This window comes from Paenibacillus borealis, from assembly GCF_000758665.1.
Classification (GTDB): domain Bacteria; phylum Bacillota; class Bacilli; order Paenibacillales; family Paenibacillaceae; genus Paenibacillus_AQ; species Paenibacillus_AQ borealis.
In genome coordinates, this window is sequence record NZ_CP009285.1 from 2,425,855 (window position 1) to 2,445,045 (window position 19,191).

Consider the following 19,191-nt stretch of genomic DNA (forward strand, 5'->3'; position numbering starts at 1 on the left):
CCGCCCAGTTTCATAGCCAATCCTTCTTGCGGAAGATCACCAGCATTCCGCAGCCGAGCGTCACCATAACGGCGATGACTCCATAATAGCCGTACTGGGAATGGGTCTCGGGTATATTGTCAAAGTTCATGCCGTAGATTCCGGTGATGACGGTCAGCGGCATGAATATTGTAGTAATTGCCGTAAATACTCTCATAATTTCATTGGCGCGGTTAGCGATACTGGACTGATAAGCTTCACGTAAGTTGCCCATGAGATCGCGGTACGTTTCAAAGGTTTCAGAGATCTTGACCGCATTTTCATAGATATCGCTGAAATACTTCTGCAGCTGATCGTCGATCAGGCGGAGGTCTTTCTTGTTGAGCGTGTTGATAACTTCCTTCTGCGGGCCGAGCATCTTCTTTAGCCAGAGAATTTCACTGCGCAGACCGATGATCTCGCTTAGATGCGATTTCTTGGTGTGCATGAGGATATCCTCCTCCAGCTTCTCGATCCGCGCTTCAATCCGGTCACCGACGGAGAAGAAGTTGTCAACCACAAGGTCGATTAACAGGTACAGGAAACGGTCCGGTTCACTGACCTCCTGCTCCCACAGGATGGGCTTCAGGACGCGCAGCTCATGGATCTTCTGCTTCGTAACGGTAATGATGAAATGTCTGCCCAGGAATACGTTGAGCGCACGGAGGAAGATTTCCTCGTCATCAAACCGGATGCTGTTAACTACGATGAAATAATGGCTCTCATAAATCTCCAGCTTCGGGCGCTGATCCTCTTCACTGAGACAGTCCTCCACGGCCAGATCATGCAGATTGTACAAAGGCTGGAGCTCCACGAGATCCTCAACATCTGCATCAATCCAGTAGAAACCCTCAGCGGGTGCGGTAAGTGTATCCTCAATATTGTCAATAGTCGTAAAAACCCCTGCGTTCACCAGCCGGATTTTCATCTGATTCACTCCTTCTGTCCCTGGTCTTCTCCAGGGATATGCTAATTAAAGCACAGAGAAAAAATCAGCTTGGCCGGTGGTACAATCATTGATGAAGGCCAAAAGACGGTCCGAGAGCATGAAGAAGAACTGCCCCCGCCGCCGGCAAGCTGATGTTAATCCTGTGTGGTTGTTCTTTCTGCACGCTTATTCGCGAGCCCGGGTCGCCTTCCATTCTTCTCTCACCTCTTCTTTTCGCCGTTTATGGTTGAAACACTTGTCTAGTATAACGCCGGGGTATGCCTCTTTCAAGAGAAATTCTTTTCATTCTCCGGGCCCCTTAAGCATTGTATGGACTTGACGAAAAGGAGGTTCATGATTTAAAGTGAATTTTAAGAAAAGTATCTTCGGATACTTTGGGATAACCCAACTGAATACAGCTAAATCTTATCAAGAGCAGGTGGAGGGACTAGCCCGATGAAACCCGGCAACCGGCGTGTGAACGCACGGTGCTAATTCTTGCGGAAGCTTTGCAGGACGTTATTCGTCCGGCGGAAGTTCTCTGGCAGATGAGAGAGGCGCATATGACTGCAGATATATGACCTTTCTCGCCCGGGAAAGGTCTTTTTTCGTTGCTCAGCAAGACATTTTACCGCCAAGCGGAACCTAATTTCAGTTAAGGAGTGAATACAGCAATGCCTATTAAAATTCCCGACAGCCTTCCGGCCAAAGAAATATTATCCGGTGAGAATATATTTGTAATGGATGAAAGCCATGCCTTTCATCAGGATATCCGTCCTCTGCGGATCGCCATCCTGAATCTGATGCCGACCAAGGAAACCACTGAAACGCAGCTGCTGCGCCTTATCGGGAACTCGCCGCTTCAGGTGGACGTTGTTCTGCTGCATCCCAGCTCCCATACCTCGAAGAATACTTCGGCAGAGCACTTAAAGAGCTTTTACACAACCTTTGATGAGATCAGCGACCGCCGTTTTGACGGCCTGATCGTAACCGGTGCTCCGGTAGAACAGATGGAGTTCGAGGATGTTAACTACTGGGAAGAGCTGAAAGTGATTTTTGAATGGAGCAAGAAGAATGTAACCTCGACCATGCATATCTGTTGGGCCGCGCAGGCAGGGCTGTATTACCACTTCGGCGTGCGCAAGGTGAGTCTGCCGGATAAATGCTTTGGAGTGTTTCCGCATACGCTGAGCCATAATAATGTGAAACTGCTGCGCGGCTTCGACGAAGTATTCCATGTGCCGCATTCCCGTCATACCGATGTCTCCCGCGAAGATATAGAGAACAATCCGGATCTGCAGATTCTGGCGGAATCGGAGGAAGCCGGGGTATACCTGGTCTCTACGCATGACGGCAAGCAGATTTTTGTGACCGGACATTCGGAATATGACCCGTTCTCCCTGAAATGGGAGTATGACCGGGATATTGCCAAAGGCATGGATATAGAGATTCCGAAGCACTATTATCCAAAAGATGATCCGACGCGTACCCCACCGGCCGTCTGGCGCGCCCATGCCAACTTATTATTCGCTAATTGGCTCAATTACTATGTATACCAGGAGACACCCTACGATATCGGAGCGTTTATTTAAAAGCTTTATTTAAATATAGAAGCAAAGTTTACGCGCACAACACATAGCCTATGCTTCCGAAGCGAGTTTTGCCGAAGAATGATCAGGTTGTGTACGCTATACAAAACTTTTGGGAGGCAATGGAAATGGACGAGAAACTGAAAATTGAGAGCAGACTGGCACAGATTGGTTCAATGGAGGACCCCGCCACAGGGGCAATTAATTATCCGGTTTACAACGCGACGGCATTCCGTCACCCGAGACTTGGACAGAGCACGGGCTTTGATTATATCCGCACCAAAAATCCTACCCGCTCAGTACTCGAAGACGCGGCAGCGGCGCTGGAATCGGGCGATGCCGGCTTCGCCTGCGCCTCTGGTATGGCTGCACTGACCACTGTGTTTGCTCTGTTCGGACAAGGTGATCATCTCGTTGTCTCGCTGGACCTGTACGGCGGAACTTACCGCCTGCTGGAACGGATTCTCTCCAAATACGGCATCAGCGCCTCCTATGTGGATACGAATGATCTGGATGCTCTGGAAGCAGCGCGCCAGCCGGGCACCAAAGGCGTATTCATTGAGACACCTACGAATCCGCTGATGATGATTACGGATATCGAAGCGGTATGTACATGGGCCCGCCACCACGGGCTGCTCACCATTGTCGATAATACACTGCTCACCCCGTTCTTCCAGCGTCCGATTGAGCTTGGAGCAGACATCATCGTACATAGTGCGACTAAATATCTGGGCGGACATAACGATGTGCTGGCTGGTCTGATTGTAACCAAAGGTGCGGAGCTGTCCGCTGAAATGGCGGTCCTGCATAACTCACTGGGCGCCGTACTTGCCCCGAACGACAGCTACCAGCTGATGAAGGGGATGAAGACACTTGCCCTGCGCATGGAGCGGCATGAGAGTAATGCGCTGGCTATCGCCCGTTATCTGCTGGAGCATCCGGCCATTGCCGAAGTCTTCCATCCGGGTCTGCCGGATCATCCGGGGTATGAAATCCAGAACCGGCAGTCCTCCGGCAACACCGGAATCTTCTCCTTCAAGGTGAAGGATGCCAGAACTGTAGAGCCGCTGCTCCGCCATATCCGCCTGATTGCCTTCGCCGAGAGCCTTGGCGGTGTGGAATCGCTCATGACCTATCCGGCTGTGCAGACTCACGCCGATATTCCGGCAGAAATCCGCGATGCGGTTGGCGTGGATGACCGGCTGCTGCGTTTCTCGGTCGGCATCGAGCATGTGGACGATCTGATCGCAGATCTGGTACAGGCACTGGAAGCCGCGCGTACTGAGCTGGAATAGCCGTCGTTCGACCTAAGCAGCCAGATAGAATCACAGTATACATGGAACAGCAGCGCCATCGGGGTGCTGCTGTTTTATTTGGCGAAAGATTTTTCAAGCTCATCCGATTGTGATACGATGGGAGAACGAGTTTGTTTATTTTTTAAATTAAATTCATCTACTATACTTCATAGGATTAAGAGGAGGCTGCGAACGTTGAGTGCAATTGATCTTATTCTGGATAAGACACTTAAAGGTGAACGTCTTCAATTAGAAGACACCATCCGGCTGTTCGAAAGCAATGAAATTGAGAAAATGGGCGCTGCTGCGGATATTATCATGAAGCGCTGGCATCCGGACCCGCTGGCTACATTCGTGATCGGCCGCAATATTAACTACACCAATGTATGTGATGTATATTGCCGCTTCTGCGCTTTCTACCGCAGACCCGGTTCAGAGGAAGGGTATGTGCTTCCCGATGAAACTATCTATCAGAAGATAGCCGAGACGATCAGCGTGAACGGGACTGAAATTCTGATGCAGGGCGGCACGAACCCGAATCTGCCGTTCAGCTATTACACGGATATCCTGCGCGGAATTAAGCAGCGGTTCCCGGAAATTACGATGCATTCGTTCTCACCGGCGGAAATCATGAAGATGGTCGAGGTATCCGGCCTGCCGCTGGAACAGGTCATGCGTGAGATTCACGCCGCCGGCCTGGATTCGCTGCCCGGCGGGGGAGCGGAGATTCTCGATGACCGCACGCGCCGCAAGATCAGCCGGCTCAAAGGCTCCTGGCGGGAGTGGATGGATGTTATGCAGACTGCACACCGGATCGGCATGAACACGACAGCCACGATGGTGATCGGTCTGGGCGAGAGTATGGAAGAGCGGGCGCTGCATCTGCTGCGTGTCCGTGAAGCCCAGGACGAGTGCATTGCGAACAAATACGACTCCGAAGGATTCCTGGCCTTCATCTCCTGGACCTTCCAGCCGGATAATACGAACCTCAAGCTGGACCGGCAGACCCCGGAAGAATACCTCAAGACCGTGGCGATCAGCCGCCTGGTGCTTGATAATATCAAGAACTTCCAGTCCTCCTGGGTCACGATGGGCCCTGAGGTCGGCAAGCTCTCCCTGCAATACGGCTGTAATGACTTCGGCAGCACGATGATCGAGGAGAACGTAGTTTCCTCCGCGGGTGCAACTTACAAGGTCAACATTGAGTCAATCACCCAGCTGATCCGCGAAGCAGGCAAGATCCCGGCGCAGCGCAACACGCGTTATGACATCCTGCGGACGTTCGAGGACGCCAATGCTAAGATTGACAATGACTTCATCATGCAGAACTAGAGGGTAGAACGACACCTGATACGGTGTTAGCCCTGCTAGGGTAAAAATGGGTAAAAACGGGTAAAAACTACACTTTATGTAGTTTTTACCCGTTTATTTTTACTATTTTAACTACAACCTTTATTCAATTGAATATGCGTTCGTTGTCGTCTGGAAAAGGTTCAATTATCCATACAATCAATTATATGTTAATATCTGATTGTGAAATCACTTAAATAAGCTTATGGGAGGCTGAAGATGAAACGAATATCATTTGAACGCCCAACAGATCACTATGATGAAGGAATTACCGGTATTGATGAAGAAATTTGTTCTTTGATCAAGCAGAGGAAGGAAATCTCAGGTAATAATCCAGGTTATCCTCCGTTTGAGTATATTTCTAAATGGTCAGAGACTTACGGACTCTATGAGGATTTCTTAAAATCGTTATTTGGAAGTATGATGAATGAAAAACAATATAAACCAACGATTGAACCATCGGGATTCAGACAACACATTCCAATCCTGAAGTCAGTCGTGATAGGGAGCGCTTCTATACTCTGACTTCTATACGGCAATACACAAATGCAAGTGTACTGACACTTAATATAGATTGGGACAATGAGCCGGAGAATGATTTCAAATCCCATCAACATAGCCACTATGAGCTCTATATTAGCGAACAATATGACTCCCGCATGACTAGTGGGGGGAGCAGATCTGATCATGCTTCTTATAAATACGTTGTCTCCCCCGCATTACCTGACAATGCTTCAGGATTGCAATTTAGGTTCACACAATACATCAACCCTTTCAAGAAGAGTGAGATAGGGGATGAAATCGTATTTGAGATTTAGTAAAAGTGTGAAAGATAGCCCTTCTACACATATTAGGTGTAAGAGGGCTATTTATCTTGCCCGAGAGAGTTGATCTAGCAACTATTCCACCGGTAACGTTAGCATTAGCTACGTGTAAGCCAATTGAATTCGGATTTTCGCATACCCGTATAGTATCAAAAGTGAGCATTTCCCTAAACCAGCGGATATCCTTCCGGCTTTTGTTCCGGTTCCCGTCTTTGATCCAAAGTAATTCTTCATGTGTGTTCTTTCCCTCGTCCATAGTTAACCCTCCTTTTACAATTGTAAAAAACCTCATATCCGTCATATGGTTATGCAACAGGAATTGAACCCTGAGAATAGTCCCGCAATAAAGCCTGGTTTTTACATTGGGTAAATCATCCATATTATACTTTTACATAACTCTTTATTCTAGTTAACCCAGTCTGATAGATGGAAGTGTGGCGATATGTTACGCTTTGACGGTCAATTTAAAGAGATTAACTGGGAGGGTATAAGATTCTATGGTACAAAAACGTTGGAATAAGCCTATTGCTTCAATATTGGCTACCACTGTGATTACAGCACAGGTGCTGGGCGGAGTTGTTGCCGGTTCAGTACTGGGAGCCGGGAAGGCAGCAGCTGAACCTGCGTCAGGTGCAATTAACCTGCGGCTGATGAGTACTACAGATGTGCATACCAATGCGATGGGCTGGGATTACTTTAAGAACCAGCCGTCTCTGACGGTCGGACTGGACCGGACGGCAACGCTGGTGAAGCAGGCCAGAACTGAAGTAGGGGACCCTGCACAGGCAGGTTTAAACAACCTTTTGCTCGACAACGGAGATTTGATTCAGGGTACACCTCTGGGTACGTATGCTTCGAAGCAGGTTGATGCAGACGGCAAGACTATACAGAAGAATCCGATGATTGCAGCGTTGAATACCATGAAATATGATGCTGCGACACTCGGCAACCATGAATTCAATTATGGACTTCCCTATCTGGAGAGCATTACCTCTGCCACTTCAGCAACATATGAGTATACGGACATTCCTTTTATTAATGCGAATGTGTATGCCGTAGACGGGGACGAGGATGATTCCAATAACCCGAACTACTTCACTCCTTATAAAATACTCGACAAGACAGTTACCGACAGCAATGGCGCTACCCAACATGTTAAGGTCGGCCTGATTGGTCTCGTTACTCCGCAGATTATGGATTGGGACAAGGTCAACCTGGAAGGTAAAGTCATTACTAAGGACATCGCTGAAACGGCCGCTAAATTCATTCCTCAGATGAAGGAAGACGGTGCGGATATTATCGTTGCGATGGCGCATACCGGATATGATAACAATGCAATACCCGGAACCAAATCTGAAAATGACATCAAAGCACTAAGCCTGGTGCCAGGTATTGATGCCATTACGTTCTCGCATACCCATAAGGTATTCCCGGCTGCGACTTTGGAAGCGCTGGACGCATCGTTCAAGACTTCTGACGGTAAGGCGGCGCTGCCCGGCATCGATAACGCCAAAGGCCAGATCAATAATGTTCCAGCCGTTCAGGCGGGATTCGGCGGCGCTAACCTGGGTCTGATCGACCTGGCAATCGTTCCTGACCCTCAGCGGAGCGGACACTTTATGGTGGACAAGAGTGCTTCGGTTTCATCCACCCGTTCGATCTACAGAACGGAGAACAAAGTAAATATCGCCAACGTAGAGCCGGATGCTGAGCTGGATGCAGCAATTGCCGCAGATCACCAGGCTACGGTTGCTTATGTAAATCAACCGCTTGGACGTACAGATGTGCCGATGAACAGCTTTTTCGCTATGGTGCAGGATGATCCGACCGTTCAGATCGTAACCTATGCCCAGAAAAACTATGTCGAGAAGCTGATCAATAGTGATCCTAACCTGACTGCCTACCAGGGAATGCCTATCCTGAGTGTTGGCGCACCCTTCAAGGCCGGACGCAATAACCCGGATGAGTATACCGAGATTGAAGCAGGGGATCTGACTATCCGCAGCGCAAGCGACCTTTATCTCTATGACAATACGCTCAAGGCCATTAAGGTCAAGGGTAAGACTGTCAAAGAATGGGTTGAAATGAGTGCTGGTGCCTATAACCGCATTGATCCTGCAGTGACTACGGAGCAGCCGCTGCTGAACTCCGCATTCTCCGTATTTAATTTCGACGTTATCGACGGTATTAAATACACGATTGATGTTACTAAAAATGCAAGATACAAGCCTGACGGTACGGTGAATGACCTCACTTCTGAGCGGGTTACCTCCATTACCTATGATGACAAGCCGCTGGATATGAATCAGGACTTCATCGTAGTTACCAACAACTACCGGGCAAGCGGCGGCGGAAATTTCCCGGGTGTCAAAACAGGCGCTGCCGGTCTTACGATGGTGCTGGATACACTGGAAGAAAATCGTCAGATTCTGATGGATTACATCAAGGAAGCAGGAAACGTTAACCATCCGGCCGATAATAACTGGTCGATTGCTCCGATCAAAGGCGATGTCAAGGTTACCTTTACTTCTTCACCTAAGGCTAAGAATGCACTTCCTAAACATGATAATATTACCGATACCGGAACCCAGAATCTCCGGGGCGACGAGATTTACAATCTCGACCTTAGCGGAAGCGTCAAAGTCCATCTGCTGGGCATCAATGACCTTCACGGACAATTGGATACGACATCCTTTGTAACTGTGGGCACTGAAAGCAAGCCTGTAGGAACTGCAGCGATTCTGGCAACCTACCTGAAGAATGCCCGTGCCAAATACGATAACACCCTGCTGGTTCACAACGGAGACTCCGTCGGTGCTTCTGCTCCGGTATCCTCCATGGAGCGTGACAAGCCGACTCTTGAATGGTTGAACATGATGAAGTTCGATGTGGGAACCTTGGGGAACCACGAATTCGACCAGGGTGTTGAAGCGTTGAAGGCACAAATTTTCGGCGGCGCTGACCCGGTTAACCCGAGCATTGTCCATGCGCCCATGAATTTCGATTACATTAATGCCAATGCGATCGACATGAAGACTGGAGAGCCGCTGATCAAACCTTACACGATTAAAGAAATCGGCGGTGTAAAAATCGGGTTTATCGGCGTAGTGACCAAGGCAACACCAAGTAAGGTATCTCCTGCCGGTACAGCCGGTGTGAAATTCCTGAGTGCTGAGGAAGAAGTAGCTGCCATCGAAAAGTATGCTGCAGAGCTCAAAGGTAAAGGTGTCAACACGATCATCGTGCTCGCCCATGATCCGGCAACCACGAAGGTTGATGCTGCAACTAAGAAAAATGTATCCACAGGTGAAGCTGTAGATTTGGCGAACGCACTCCCGGCCGATTCTCCGGTGGATGTTATTGTGGCTGGTGATAATCATGCCTACGCTAACGATATGGTGAACGGCAAACTGGTCGTTCAGGCCTATTCTTACGGTACTGCGTATGAAGATATCCGCTTGGCCATTGATCCTGAGACAGGAAAGGTCAAGAACAAATCTGCAGAAGTAATTACTACCTTCCAGGAGAATGTTACGCCGGATGCTGAAACAAAAGCACTGGTTGATCATTATCTGGCTCTGCATCCGGAACTGGCTAAGCCTGTAGGCACTACAGATGGCACAGTTACCCGTACAGACGTATATCTCAAGGAAGCTCCTCTGGGCAACCTGATTGCGGATGCTATGCGTCAGGCTGATTTCAAAGATGGCGCTGCTGCTCCTGCTGACTTTGCGTTTATGAATCCGGGCGGTATCCGTGCCGATCTTCCTAAGGGTAATGTTCTCTTCGGTGATCTGGCCAAGATCCAGCCCTTCGGCAATACGCTGGTGAAGCTGACGCTTACCGGCGAACAAATCAAAACCTTGCTGCAGCAGCAATGGGCTGTTAAGGCTGACGGAACTGCAGACACCAAGACACTGCAAATTTCCGGGCTGAAATATACGGCCAACATGTATCTGCCGGTTACCAGCCGTGTAGCTAACCTGACCAAAAGTGATGGAACACCGATTGACATGTCCAAGAGCTATACAGCTGTCGTTAATAACTTCATGGCTGCAGGCGGAGACAACTATAAGGTATTGACTGAGGCAAGTAAATCGCTGGCCGGACCGATCGATCTGGATGTATTCTATGATTACATCGTGAAGACATTCAATGGCGGAGCTATCACCGCTGCAATTGAAGGACGGATTAACAATGTTGAGAAAGATCCGGGAACGGGCAACCCTAACCCTAACCCGGGACCTGCTGTAACAGCAACACCTAAGCCTACCGCTACACCTTCAGCGACACCTAGCCCGGCAGCATCAGCTACTCCGGCTCCGGCTGCAACCACGACTCCAATACAGAGCCCGGCCGTTCCTGTTACTGCATTCAAGGATTTGGGCAAGGTAGCGTGGGCTGCAGAAGCTATTAATGCACTGGCGGCAAAAGGTATTGTAAAAGGCATCGACGGTACGAACTTCGCACCCGTGAAGAGTGTAACCCGTGCTGAATTCGTAACTATGCTCGTTCGTTCGCTTAACTTGAGCAATACCGCAACAGCAACTACTTTCACTGATGTGAAACAAGGTGTCTGGTATACAGATACGATCGCTGCTGCCGTAAACGCCGGTTTGGTGAGAGGTTCAGGCAACGGTAAATTCGAGCCGGGCCGTGAAATCACCCGTGAGGAAATGGCGATTATGATCGCTAATGCCCTCAAGGATCAGCTGCAGCCGGTTGACCCTGCTGCTCTGGATAAGTTCGCTGACAAGGCCAAGATTGCGGCTTATGCGCAGCAGCCTGTAGCACAGCTGACCCAGCTGGGTATTGTCAACGGTGTGGATGCCCAGAAATTCGCGCCGAAAAGTATTGCGAACCGCGCCCAGGCAGCGGTCATTATCTACCGGATGCTGGAGAACAAAGCTTCCTGATTTCAAAATTAATAACAAAAGGCCCGTGCACATTGTGCACGGGCCTTTCGCTGCGGGCTGCATTTACAGCTGCGCAGTGTTAATCGCTTAACACAGAATACAGAGGATCAGGCTTGTCCAGCCCAGACAACAAGCGTCCCGTTATTTCACTGCAGCTTCCCATTTGCAGCGGATGGGGGAGACGATCGCATTTTCTTTTTTGAGCTCGGTGAAGGCCTTGTCGACCGCTTTGCGTTCCAGTCCCGAGAGCTTTTCGACTTCTCCAGCGGTTACAGGAGCCGGTGAAGCTTTAATGATTTCCAGTACTTGATCCTTAACACTCATGAGTTACACATCCTTTGTTAGTTATGAATGGGTCTATCCTGATGCTTCGTAACATTCGTATTGTCAGGCAAATTATAAAAGAAAAACGGTAAACAGGCAGTGATATTTTTATATTATCAGTTTACAGTTGTATCCAAAAGTGATATCATAATTATATCAAATACATATCTAATGGAGGTGCCTTTATGAAAGAAAAAACATTGCATCCTGTCAGCGGATTCTGGGTTGTGGCTCTAATCGCCATTTGTATCGGAGGCGGAATTTACGGTGCAGTTCAGGAATATGTGGCCTTGCCTGTTATCCTGTTTGTTGCAGCCGGTATTCTATGTACGAGTGTTACCGTAGTCCAGCCCAACAAGTCAGTGGTCGTAACCTTCTTTGGCCAATATGTCGGCACGATTGCAACCAGCGGGTTGTTCGCAGTAATCCCGTTCAGCATCCGCAAGACCGTATCGCTGCGGGTCCGCAACTTCAACAGCGTGAAGCTGAAGGTCAATGATGTGGAAGGAAATCCGATTGAGATTGCTGCAGTGATTGTATTCAAGGTCATTAACTCGGCCAAAGCGCTGTTTGATGTAGATAAGTATATGGCGTTTGTGGAAATTCAGAGTGAAACGGCGCTGCGTCATGTGGCGAGCAAATACCCCTACGATAACTTCAATGAGACCGGCATGTCCCTGCGGGCCAATGCCGATGAGATTGCCAAAGAGCTGGCGGTGGAGCTGCAGGAGCGACTGTCCCTATCCGGTGTAGAAGTGATCGAAGCACGCCTGACCCATCTGGCCTATTCCACAGAGATTGCCAGTACAATGCTGCAGCGCCAGCAGGCTTCGGCGATTCTGTCTGCACGCCAGATCATCGTGGAAGGCGCTGTCGGCATGGTGGATCTGGCGATCCGTCAACTCAAAGAGAGCGGTGTAGTTGAACTGGACGAAGAACGCAAGGCGGCGATGATCAACAATCTGATGGTGGCGATTGTGTCGGAGCGCGGTGCGAGCCCGGTCATTAACGCCGGCTCGTTGTACTAAGGCGGTAATATTATGGCGGCCAAAAAAAGCTTTCCGCTGCGGATCGATCCCGAACTGCACGAAGCGCTGGAACGTTGGGCGGGAGAAGAATTTCGCAGCGTAAACGGACATATCGAATACTTGCTGCGTGAGTCTTTGAAGCGCGCAGGCCGCTTGCCGGGTAAGAAACGCCGGGAAGAAGAATGAACAGCCTGGGGCGGCGGCGCTTCAGACTTATAAGACTTACTAAACCGGCTGTGCCGTCCCTGGGAGGAGGGCACAGCCGGTTCCACTTGACGGAAGATAAGCTGAGATTTATAATTACCGTAATTCACGTTATCAGCTTCGACAAAGATATGAATCGATGTTCAGGACCGCTTCAGAGAGAGGAAACCTCAGGCTGCAATTTCCTCCGGTACCGGCTTTTGATTTACCCCTTTGTAGCTGCGGTTATGAACTCCTGGGAATGTCCGTTTACGGACATCATTACAGCAGGATAGTAAGCACCGCCGGTTCATGGCCGTTATCTCCATGCTGACTAAGGATTCTATTCTGCAATGCCGCTGCTCTGCAGCAGCTTTTGTATAATAGTATCGAATTTGGGTGGAACCACGGGTGCAATCACTCGTCCCTTTGCGGGACGGGTGTTTTTTGTGTGCAGAAGCTAACTTTTAGGAGGAAGAACAATGTCAGTAAATATCAAACTTCCGGACGGTTCGGTCCGGGAATATGCAGACGGCAGCAGCATTGATGATGTAGCAGCCTCGATCAGCAGCGGACTGCGCAAGAATGCCGCAGCAGGTAAAATCAACGGAATCGTTGTGGATCTGTCCACTCAGCTGCAGGAAGGCGATCTTGTAGAGATCGTTACCCTGGATTCCCCGGAAGGCCTGGAAGTGATGCGTCACAGTACAGCTCACCTTATGGCCCAGGCGGTAAGACGCCTGTTCGGGACTATGGAAGTTAAGCTCGGAGTAGGTCCGGTAATTGAAGACGGCTTCTATTATGATATGGATCTGGAGCATCCGCTTAATCCGGAGGATCTGCTGAAGATCGAGAAGGAAATGGAACGTATCGTTTCAGAGAACCTGCCGATTGTCCGCCATGAGGTGAGCCGTCAGGAAGCACTGGACAGATTCGGTGAGCTGGCTGATCCCTACAAGCTTGAGCTGATTCAGGCGTTGCCGGAAGACAGCGTGATTACAATCTATGAACAGGGCGAATTCTTCGACCTCTGCCGTGGTCCGCATTTGCCGTCCACAGCCAAGATCAAAGTGTTCAAGCTGATGAACGTAGCCGGTGCCTACTGGCGCGGAGACAGCAAGAATAAGATGCTGCAGCGTGTATACGGAACTGCCTGGATCAAGAAGGCTCAGCTTGACGAGCATCTGCGCCTGCTGGAGGAAGCGAAGAAACGCGATCACCGTAAGCTGGGCAAGGAACTGGAAATATTCACGTTCAACCAGCTGGTTGGACAAGGCCTGCCGATCTGGCTGCCTAAGGGCGCCAAGCTGCGCAGCATTCTGGAGCGCTATATTGTAGATCTGGAAGCCAGCCTTGGTTACCAGCATGTATACACTCCTGTACTGGGTAACGTAGAGCTGTACAAGACTTCGGGACACTGGGAGCATTATCAGGAAGACATGTTCCCTAAGATGACGATCGATAATGAGGAGTTCGTGCTCCGCCCAATGAACTGCCCGCATCACATGATGATTTATAAGAGCTCAATGCACAGCTACCGCGATCTGCCGATCCGTATTGCCGAGCTGGGTATCCAGCACCGTTATGAGATGTCGGGCGCCCTGACTGGCCTGCACCGTGTCCGTTCAATGACGCTGAATGACTCCCATATCTTCTGCCGTCTGGACCAGATCAAAGGCGAGTTCATCCGCGTGCTTGAGCTGATCAAGCAGGTATACAGCGACTTTGGGATTGAGGATTACCGTTTCCGCCTCTCTTACCGGGATCCTAAGGATACAGAGAAGTATTATGCCAATGATGAAATGTGGGAGACTGCACAGCGTATGCTGCGCGAGGTTGTCGAAGAAGCCGGCCTGCCGTTCTACGAAGCCGAAGGCGAAGCAGCCTTCTATGGCCCGAAGCTGGATGTTCAGATCAAAACTGTACTGGGCAAGGAAGAAACCCTGTCGACTGTACAGATCGACTTCCTGCTGCCTGAACGCTTTGAGCTGGAATACGTCGGCGATGACGGACAGAAGCACCGCCCGGTTGTCCTGCACCGCGGGATTCTTGGAACCATGGAACGTTTCGTAGCGTTCCTGCTGGAGAACTTTGCCGGCTCACTGCCGCTGTGGCTGTCGCCGCAGCAGGTGAAGATTATTCCGGTATCCTCGGCCTTTGATGAATATGCCAAGGAAGTGGCTGCCAAGCTGCTGCGCAGCGGCATCCGCGCCGAAGTCGACTTGCGCAATGAGAAAATGGGTTACAAAATCCGTGAAGCACAGCTGGAGAAACTTCCATATATGTTCGTTGTAGGTGAGAATGAAATGAATGCCGGCAGCGTGTCGATCCGCAAACGCGGTGAAGGCGACATCGGTGCCAAACCGCTGCAGGAAGTCATCGATGCGCTTGGGCAGGAAATTGCCGGACGCGTAATCTAAAGCTTTCACAAGCTGTAAATCATACGTATAATTACCAAAAAGCAACCTCTGCTATAAGCCGCGTGGAACCGCTATTGCCGGGTTTCATGTATAAAATTTTGTGAAACGGGAAACCTTCGCTATATGGGGAGGTTTAACTAATGAACAAAATGGGCTTATACCAGAGGTTTTGGTGTCTTTTCGTCACAATCGTGCTTCTGCTGACAGCAGCCGGGGTCTATCCGGATTATTCGCGCAAATCGGCACAGGCAAGAGGGACGGAAGACACTGCAGGACAACTTAGCGTTATCAGCACGAAGTCTCAGGTTCAACGTCAAGAGGCAGGTTCAGCATCCCGTCTGGGAGGCTCTTCGAGATTAAGCCGTCCGGTTACCGTTCAGGCTCCTAAGCCTACACAGGTGCCGGAAGCCAAGCCGAAGGCGAAGGCGGCCGTCAAGCAGCCGGATTCGGTACCGGTAGCTGCACCTGCGCCGGAGCAGATCATCACTTCAATGAAAGTAACAGCGACCGGCTATACGGCCGGATACGAATCCACAGGCAAGACCGCGAAGCATCCGCAGTACGGGATTACGTATTCTGGAGTCAAGGTACGCCGGGACAAGAATGCCGTATCAACGATTGCTGCGGACCCGAAAGTTCTGCCTTTGGGAAGTATTTTATATATACCGGGTTATGGATATGCTATTGTGGCCGACACCGGTTCGGCGATTAAAGGGCGGAAGATTGACCTGTACTTCAGCACCACCAAGCAGGTGTATAAGGAATGGGGTAAGAAGACGGTTGTCGTCCAGCTCATCAAACGCGGCAATGGAAAATGTACGGAAAGTATGCTGAAAAGTCTTGGACATGCCATCCAGACCTATAATGCAGTGCCGCAATATTTGCTGGAAGAGGTTATTTAAGGGCCGGACCGGCCTTACTGAGTTTGAATTATTTTTCACGTAAGCATGCATAATACGGCTTCACTTTTCCCATAATATCGACTGGGGCAAGCGACTTGCCTCTTCCGAGATGAGGGAGGTGAACAATTCCGTGGCTAATTCCAAAAAACCAAAGGTACAAGAGAACTACAAAACACCGAATGAAAAATACAATGCTGAGTTTGCCGTTGAGAACGACGGTGCAACTACTAAGAGCAACACGTTCTCCAAACCGGCACAGAAACCGCAGCAGTAATGCTGCAATAACCGGTATGAGCATCTGAAGCATCAAGGCTGTCCTCTCACGTCCCGATTATGGGCTGAAGGGCAGCTTTTTTATTGGTATCATAAAATTACTGAATATCCCAGTTTCCTCGGTCTGGAGACTGAGGCCTGTTTCCTTCTCACGCCGCTGTTCCCCGCTGCTTTCTTCCTGTAGACTAAGACTATAAGCGTGAAGAAGTAAGAGTTACACTAACTGCTAGGGGGAAAGACATATGAAACGAAGGTTCACCAGCCAGGTTCTCGGCGGACTGATTCTTATCGGACTCGGCGGACTGTTCCTGCTGAGACAGATGGGCTACACGGATTTCAGCCTGGGTTCACTGATCTCTACGTATTGGCCGGTTATTCTGATTATATTGGGGGTTAAACGCTTTCTCTCCCCGGATGATGAGCATTCAAGATTCTCTGCAACACTAGGCGGATTTTTCTTTCTGGCCATCGGCGTGTTTTTCCTGGGACGGAATCTGGACTGGTTTGATTTTTCGGCAGGCGATTTCTTCAAAATGCTGATCCCGGTTATGCTGATCGGCGGCGGTTTAGCCGTTATTTTCAAGCCGCGGGGCACAACTCCGCCCATTCCTCCGGCACCGCCTGCACCACCGAATTTCTATCCGCCCGGACCGGGCAAAAGCCCGCTCGATGCGCAGCCGCCTGCACCGCTGGAATCGACGCTGGATGAGCAGTTTGAGCAGAAGTTCGGCAAATCTGCCGGCACCGGTACCGGCGGTCGGGACTGGAACGATTATCTGCATAAAGACACAGAAGATGAAGACGGAGAACAGGGGAAGGCCCATTCTTCGGCGGATGCCCGCTGGCAGGAGAAGCAGGAACGCCATGAACGCAGACGCCAGGAGCGTCAGGAGCGCCATGCCCGCCGCCACGGCGAATGGCATGAGGAGTTTCAGGATTCCGGGCAGGACAAAGAAACAACGAACCGCTCGGCTTTTATCGGCGATGTCCATATGGGCCGTGAGCATTTTCAATTAAAGCAAACCAATATTTCGCAGTTTATCGGGGATACAGTGCTCGATCTGACCAATGCGCAAATTCCTTACGGCGAGACCAAAATCAACATCTCCGCTTTTGTCGGTGATATTAAGGTTTATATACCGGATGATATGAATCTCGGTGTATCGGTTAACGGCAGCTCGTTCATTGGTGATATGCAGGTGCTTGAGCAGTCGCGCAGCGGGTTCATGAGCAATGTGCAGTGCAAGACGCCTTATTATAAGGAAGCAGGTAAAAAAGTCCGCATTAACGTCAGCTGCTTCATCGGTGACATTAAAGTCAAAACGGTGGGCTAAATGGGGACGATCTTCAGCAATACCAAATGGATGCTGCTGGTGTATTTCCTGCTTAGCGGAGGTGTAACCGCCTTACTGATGTATGCCGGGACATGCCTGGGCTATATCCAGGTGGTAGATACGAGCATGTGGCTGTATCTGTGTCTGGGGATTGTGCTCTTCACAGTCATTATCGGCTATATCGCCGGACAGCGGATTCAGCGGCGGATCGACCATCTGGACCTGAATATGCTGCAGGTAGCCAAAGGCAATCTGTCCGTGCGGATGCCGGAGAGCGAAGACCAGTCCTTTGCCCGGGTATACCATGAATTCAATATTATGATGGATACTGTGGAGAAGAAGATGAAGCTCCTGCAGCAGCTGGGTGAACAGGAAGTTATTGAGAAGGAAAAGGCGGCGGAGAGCGCGGTACTGGAAGAGAGGAGGCGTATGGCCCGGGATTTGCATGATACGGTGAGCCAGCAGCTGTTCGCGATTCATATGTCCGCTTCTTCGCTGCCTAAAGTGCTTGAACGGAGCGCGGAGCATGGGCAGACGGTGATGGACCAGCTGATCAGCATGTCCCAGATGGCGCAGAAGCAGATGAGGGCGCTGATCGCACAGCTGCGTCCGGTGGAGCTGGAAGGGCGTAATCTGTTCGAGGCGCTGGAGAAGTGGTTCCCGGATTATTGCCGCCAGAACGGGCTCAAAGGGGTCAAAGAGCTTGAACTGCAGGGTGAGCTGTCCGAAGCGATTGAGCATCAGCTGTTCCTGATTATTCAGGAGTCGATGGCGAACATCGTCAAGCATGCCGGAGCGCGGGTAGTCAGCTTGTCGCTGCGCGAAGTGCCGCGTCAGGTTGTGCTGAGCATCAGCGATGACGGCCAGGGCTTCGAGCAGGTGCAGCATAAACAGGGCTCCTACGGGCTCACCACCATGCGCGAGCGTGCCGAGAAGCTCGGCGGCCAGGTAGAGATTATCAGCCGCAAGGGTGCGGGAACGACGATCCGCGTACATATTCCAAAGTTTGTGCAGGGCATCCCGGAGCCGGTTGATGCCGAATCTGAGCCTGATAGGGGGAGTACAGAATGAGTCTCATTAAAGTGCTGCTGGTGGATGATCATGATATGGTACGGATGGGTCTCAAAACATATCTGATGCTTGATCCGATGTTTGAAGTTATAGGTGAGGCGGCTAATGGCCATGAAGCGCTTGGCATGCTGCGTGAGCTGGGGCATGAGGCAATGCCGGATCTGGTGCTGATGGATTTGATGATGCCGGTCATGAACGGGGCGGAGACAACGCGCGCAGTGCTGGCCGAATTCCCGGGGCTCAAAATTGTCATCCTCACCAGCTTCCTGGAGGATGATCTCGTTGTAGACGCGATCGAGGCAGGGGCTGTCAGCTATGTGCTCAAAACCGTCTCGGCAGAAGAGCTGATCTACGCGCTGCAAGGCGCTTACCGCGGCATGCCGGTAATGACCGGCGATGTCTCGCAGGCACTGACCCGCGGCATCCGCCAGCGTACCGTACAGGGCGACTCTTCCGGCTTGACCGAGCGGGAGAAGGAAGTGCTCCTGCTGATCGCCGAGGGCAAAACCAATAAGGATATCGGCGAGGAGCTGCATATCAGCATCAAGACAGTGAAGACGCATGTCAGCAACCTGCTGATGAAATGTGAGCTGGATGACCGGACCCAGCTGGCCATCTACGCCCACCGCAAGGGCTGGGCTCAGAGTTAGCTTCTCCACCCGGCGAATCCTGCATTAAATACAACATTTTCCTCTCTATATCATCAATAATTCAAAAATGTTGCACAAAAGGCAGT

The 19,191-nt window shown here is 50.5% G+C and carries 15 protein-coding genes and 1 riboswitch; of the genes, 13 read left to right on the forward strand and 2 right to left on the reverse strand.

What is annotated here, in order from left to right; all coding sequences use genetic code 11:
• Positions 1-10: 10 nt before the first annotated feature.
• Positions 11-946 carry a magnesium/cobalt transporter CorA gene (gene corA, locus PBOR_RS10135; RefSeq protein ID WP_042211571.1) on the reverse strand — a complete coding sequence of 312 codons (936 nt, stop codon included), beginning with the start codon at positions 944-946 and terminating at the stop codon, positions 11-13.
• 423 nt (positions 947-1,369) lie between these two features.
• Positions 1,370-1,501: riboswitch (SAM riboswitch) on the forward strand.
• 119 nt (positions 1,502-1,620) lie between these two features.
• Between corA and metA the strand changes: the two genes are divergently transcribed.
• From metA to PBOR_RS10160, 5 genes are all read left to right on the forward strand, one after another.
• The gene (gene metA, locus PBOR_RS10140) at positions 1,621-2,538 is read left to right on the forward strand and encodes a homoserine O-acetyltransferase MetA (RefSeq protein WP_042211572.1); all 918 of its coding nucleotides are present in this window, start codon (positions 1,621-1,623) and stop codon (positions 2,536-2,538) included.
• 125 nt (positions 2,539-2,663) lie between these two features.
• Complete coding sequence (locus tag PBOR_RS10145) at positions 2,664-3,830, forward strand: aminotransferase class I/II-fold pyridoxal phosphate-dependent enzyme (protein WP_042211574.1); 1,167 nt, start codon at positions 2,664-2,666, stop codon at positions 3,828-3,830.
• Positions 3,831-4,025: 195 nt separating this feature from the next.
• On the forward strand, positions 4,026-5,162 hold the full coding sequence (mqnC, locus tag PBOR_RS10150) for a cyclic dehypoxanthinyl futalosine synthase (RefSeq protein ID WP_042211575.1): 1,137 nt from the start codon (positions 4,026-4,028) through the stop codon (positions 5,160-5,162).
• A 237-nt stretch (positions 5,163-5,399) separates the two neighbouring features.
• Positions 5,400-5,705: a hypothetical protein gene (locus PBOR_RS38020; RefSeq protein WP_245648117.1), complete on the forward strand. Its 306-nt coding sequence runs from the start codon at positions 5,400-5,402 to the stop codon at positions 5,703-5,705.
• 796 nt (positions 5,706-6,501) lie between these two features.
• Complete coding sequence (locus tag PBOR_RS10160) at positions 6,502-10,920, forward strand: bifunctional 2',3'-cyclic-nucleotide 2'-phosphodiesterase/3'-nucleotidase (protein WP_042211577.1); 4,419 nt, start codon at positions 6,502-6,504, stop codon at positions 10,918-10,920.
• A gap of 141 nt (positions 10,921-11,061) precedes the next feature.
• On the opposite strand, the gene PBOR_RS10165 is transcribed toward PBOR_RS10160, so the two are convergent.
• Entirely contained in the window at positions 11,062-11,244 is a 183-nt protein-coding gene (locus PBOR_RS10165) for a hypothetical protein (protein WP_042211579.1), read from the reverse strand.
• Positions 11,245-11,429: 185 nt separating this feature from the next.
• On the opposite strand from PBOR_RS10165, the gene PBOR_RS10170 reads away from it, so the two are divergent.
• The 8 genes from PBOR_RS10170 (at position 11,430) to PBOR_RS10205 (ending at position 19,105) form a co-directional block, all read left to right on the forward strand.
• On the forward strand, positions 11,430-12,272 hold the full coding sequence (locus tag PBOR_RS10170; protein WP_042211580.1) for an SPFH domain-containing protein: 843 nt from the start codon (positions 11,430-11,432) through the stop codon (positions 12,270-12,272).
• 12 nt (positions 12,273-12,284) lie between these two features.
• Positions 12,285-12,458: a type II toxin-antitoxin system antitoxin gene (locus PBOR_RS36170; protein WP_039303331.1), complete on the forward strand. Its 174-nt coding sequence runs from the start codon at positions 12,285-12,287 to the stop codon at positions 12,456-12,458.
• 479 nt (positions 12,459-12,937) lie between these two features.
• Positions 12,938-14,875: a threonine--tRNA ligase gene (thrS, locus tag PBOR_RS10185; RefSeq protein ID WP_042211584.1), complete on the forward strand. Its 1,938-nt coding sequence runs from the start codon at positions 12,938-12,940 to the stop codon at positions 14,873-14,875.
• Between the two features lie 338 nt (positions 14,876-15,213).
• A complete protein-coding gene (locus PBOR_RS10190) occupies positions 15,214-15,777 on the forward strand; it encodes a 3D domain-containing protein (protein ID WP_425415536.1) in 564 nt (187 codons plus the stop codon).
• 130 nt (positions 15,778-15,907) lie between these two features.
• Positions 15,908-16,051, forward strand: a complete 144-nt coding sequence (locus tag PBOR_RS36920; RefSeq protein WP_157764007.1) for a hypothetical protein — start codon at positions 15,908-15,910, stop codon at positions 16,049-16,051.
• A gap of 241 nt (positions 16,052-16,292) precedes the next feature.
• A complete protein-coding gene (liaF, locus tag PBOR_RS10195) occupies positions 16,293-17,384 on the forward strand; it encodes a cell wall-active antibiotics response protein LiaF (RefSeq protein ID WP_042211586.1) in 1,092 nt (363 codons plus the stop codon).
• Entirely contained in the window at positions 17,385-18,455 is a 1,071-nt protein-coding gene (locus PBOR_RS10200) for a HAMP domain-containing sensor histidine kinase (RefSeq protein ID WP_042211587.1), read from the forward strand. It abuts the gene before it with no gap.
• Positions 18,452-19,105, forward strand: coding sequence for a response regulator (locus tag PBOR_RS10205; RefSeq protein ID WP_042211588.1), 654 nt, complete (start codon positions 18,452-18,454; stop codon positions 19,103-19,105). Before PBOR_RS10200 ends, PBOR_RS10205 begins: the two co-directional genes overlap by 4 nt.
• The last annotated feature ends 86 nt before the right edge of the window (positions 19,106-19,191 follow it).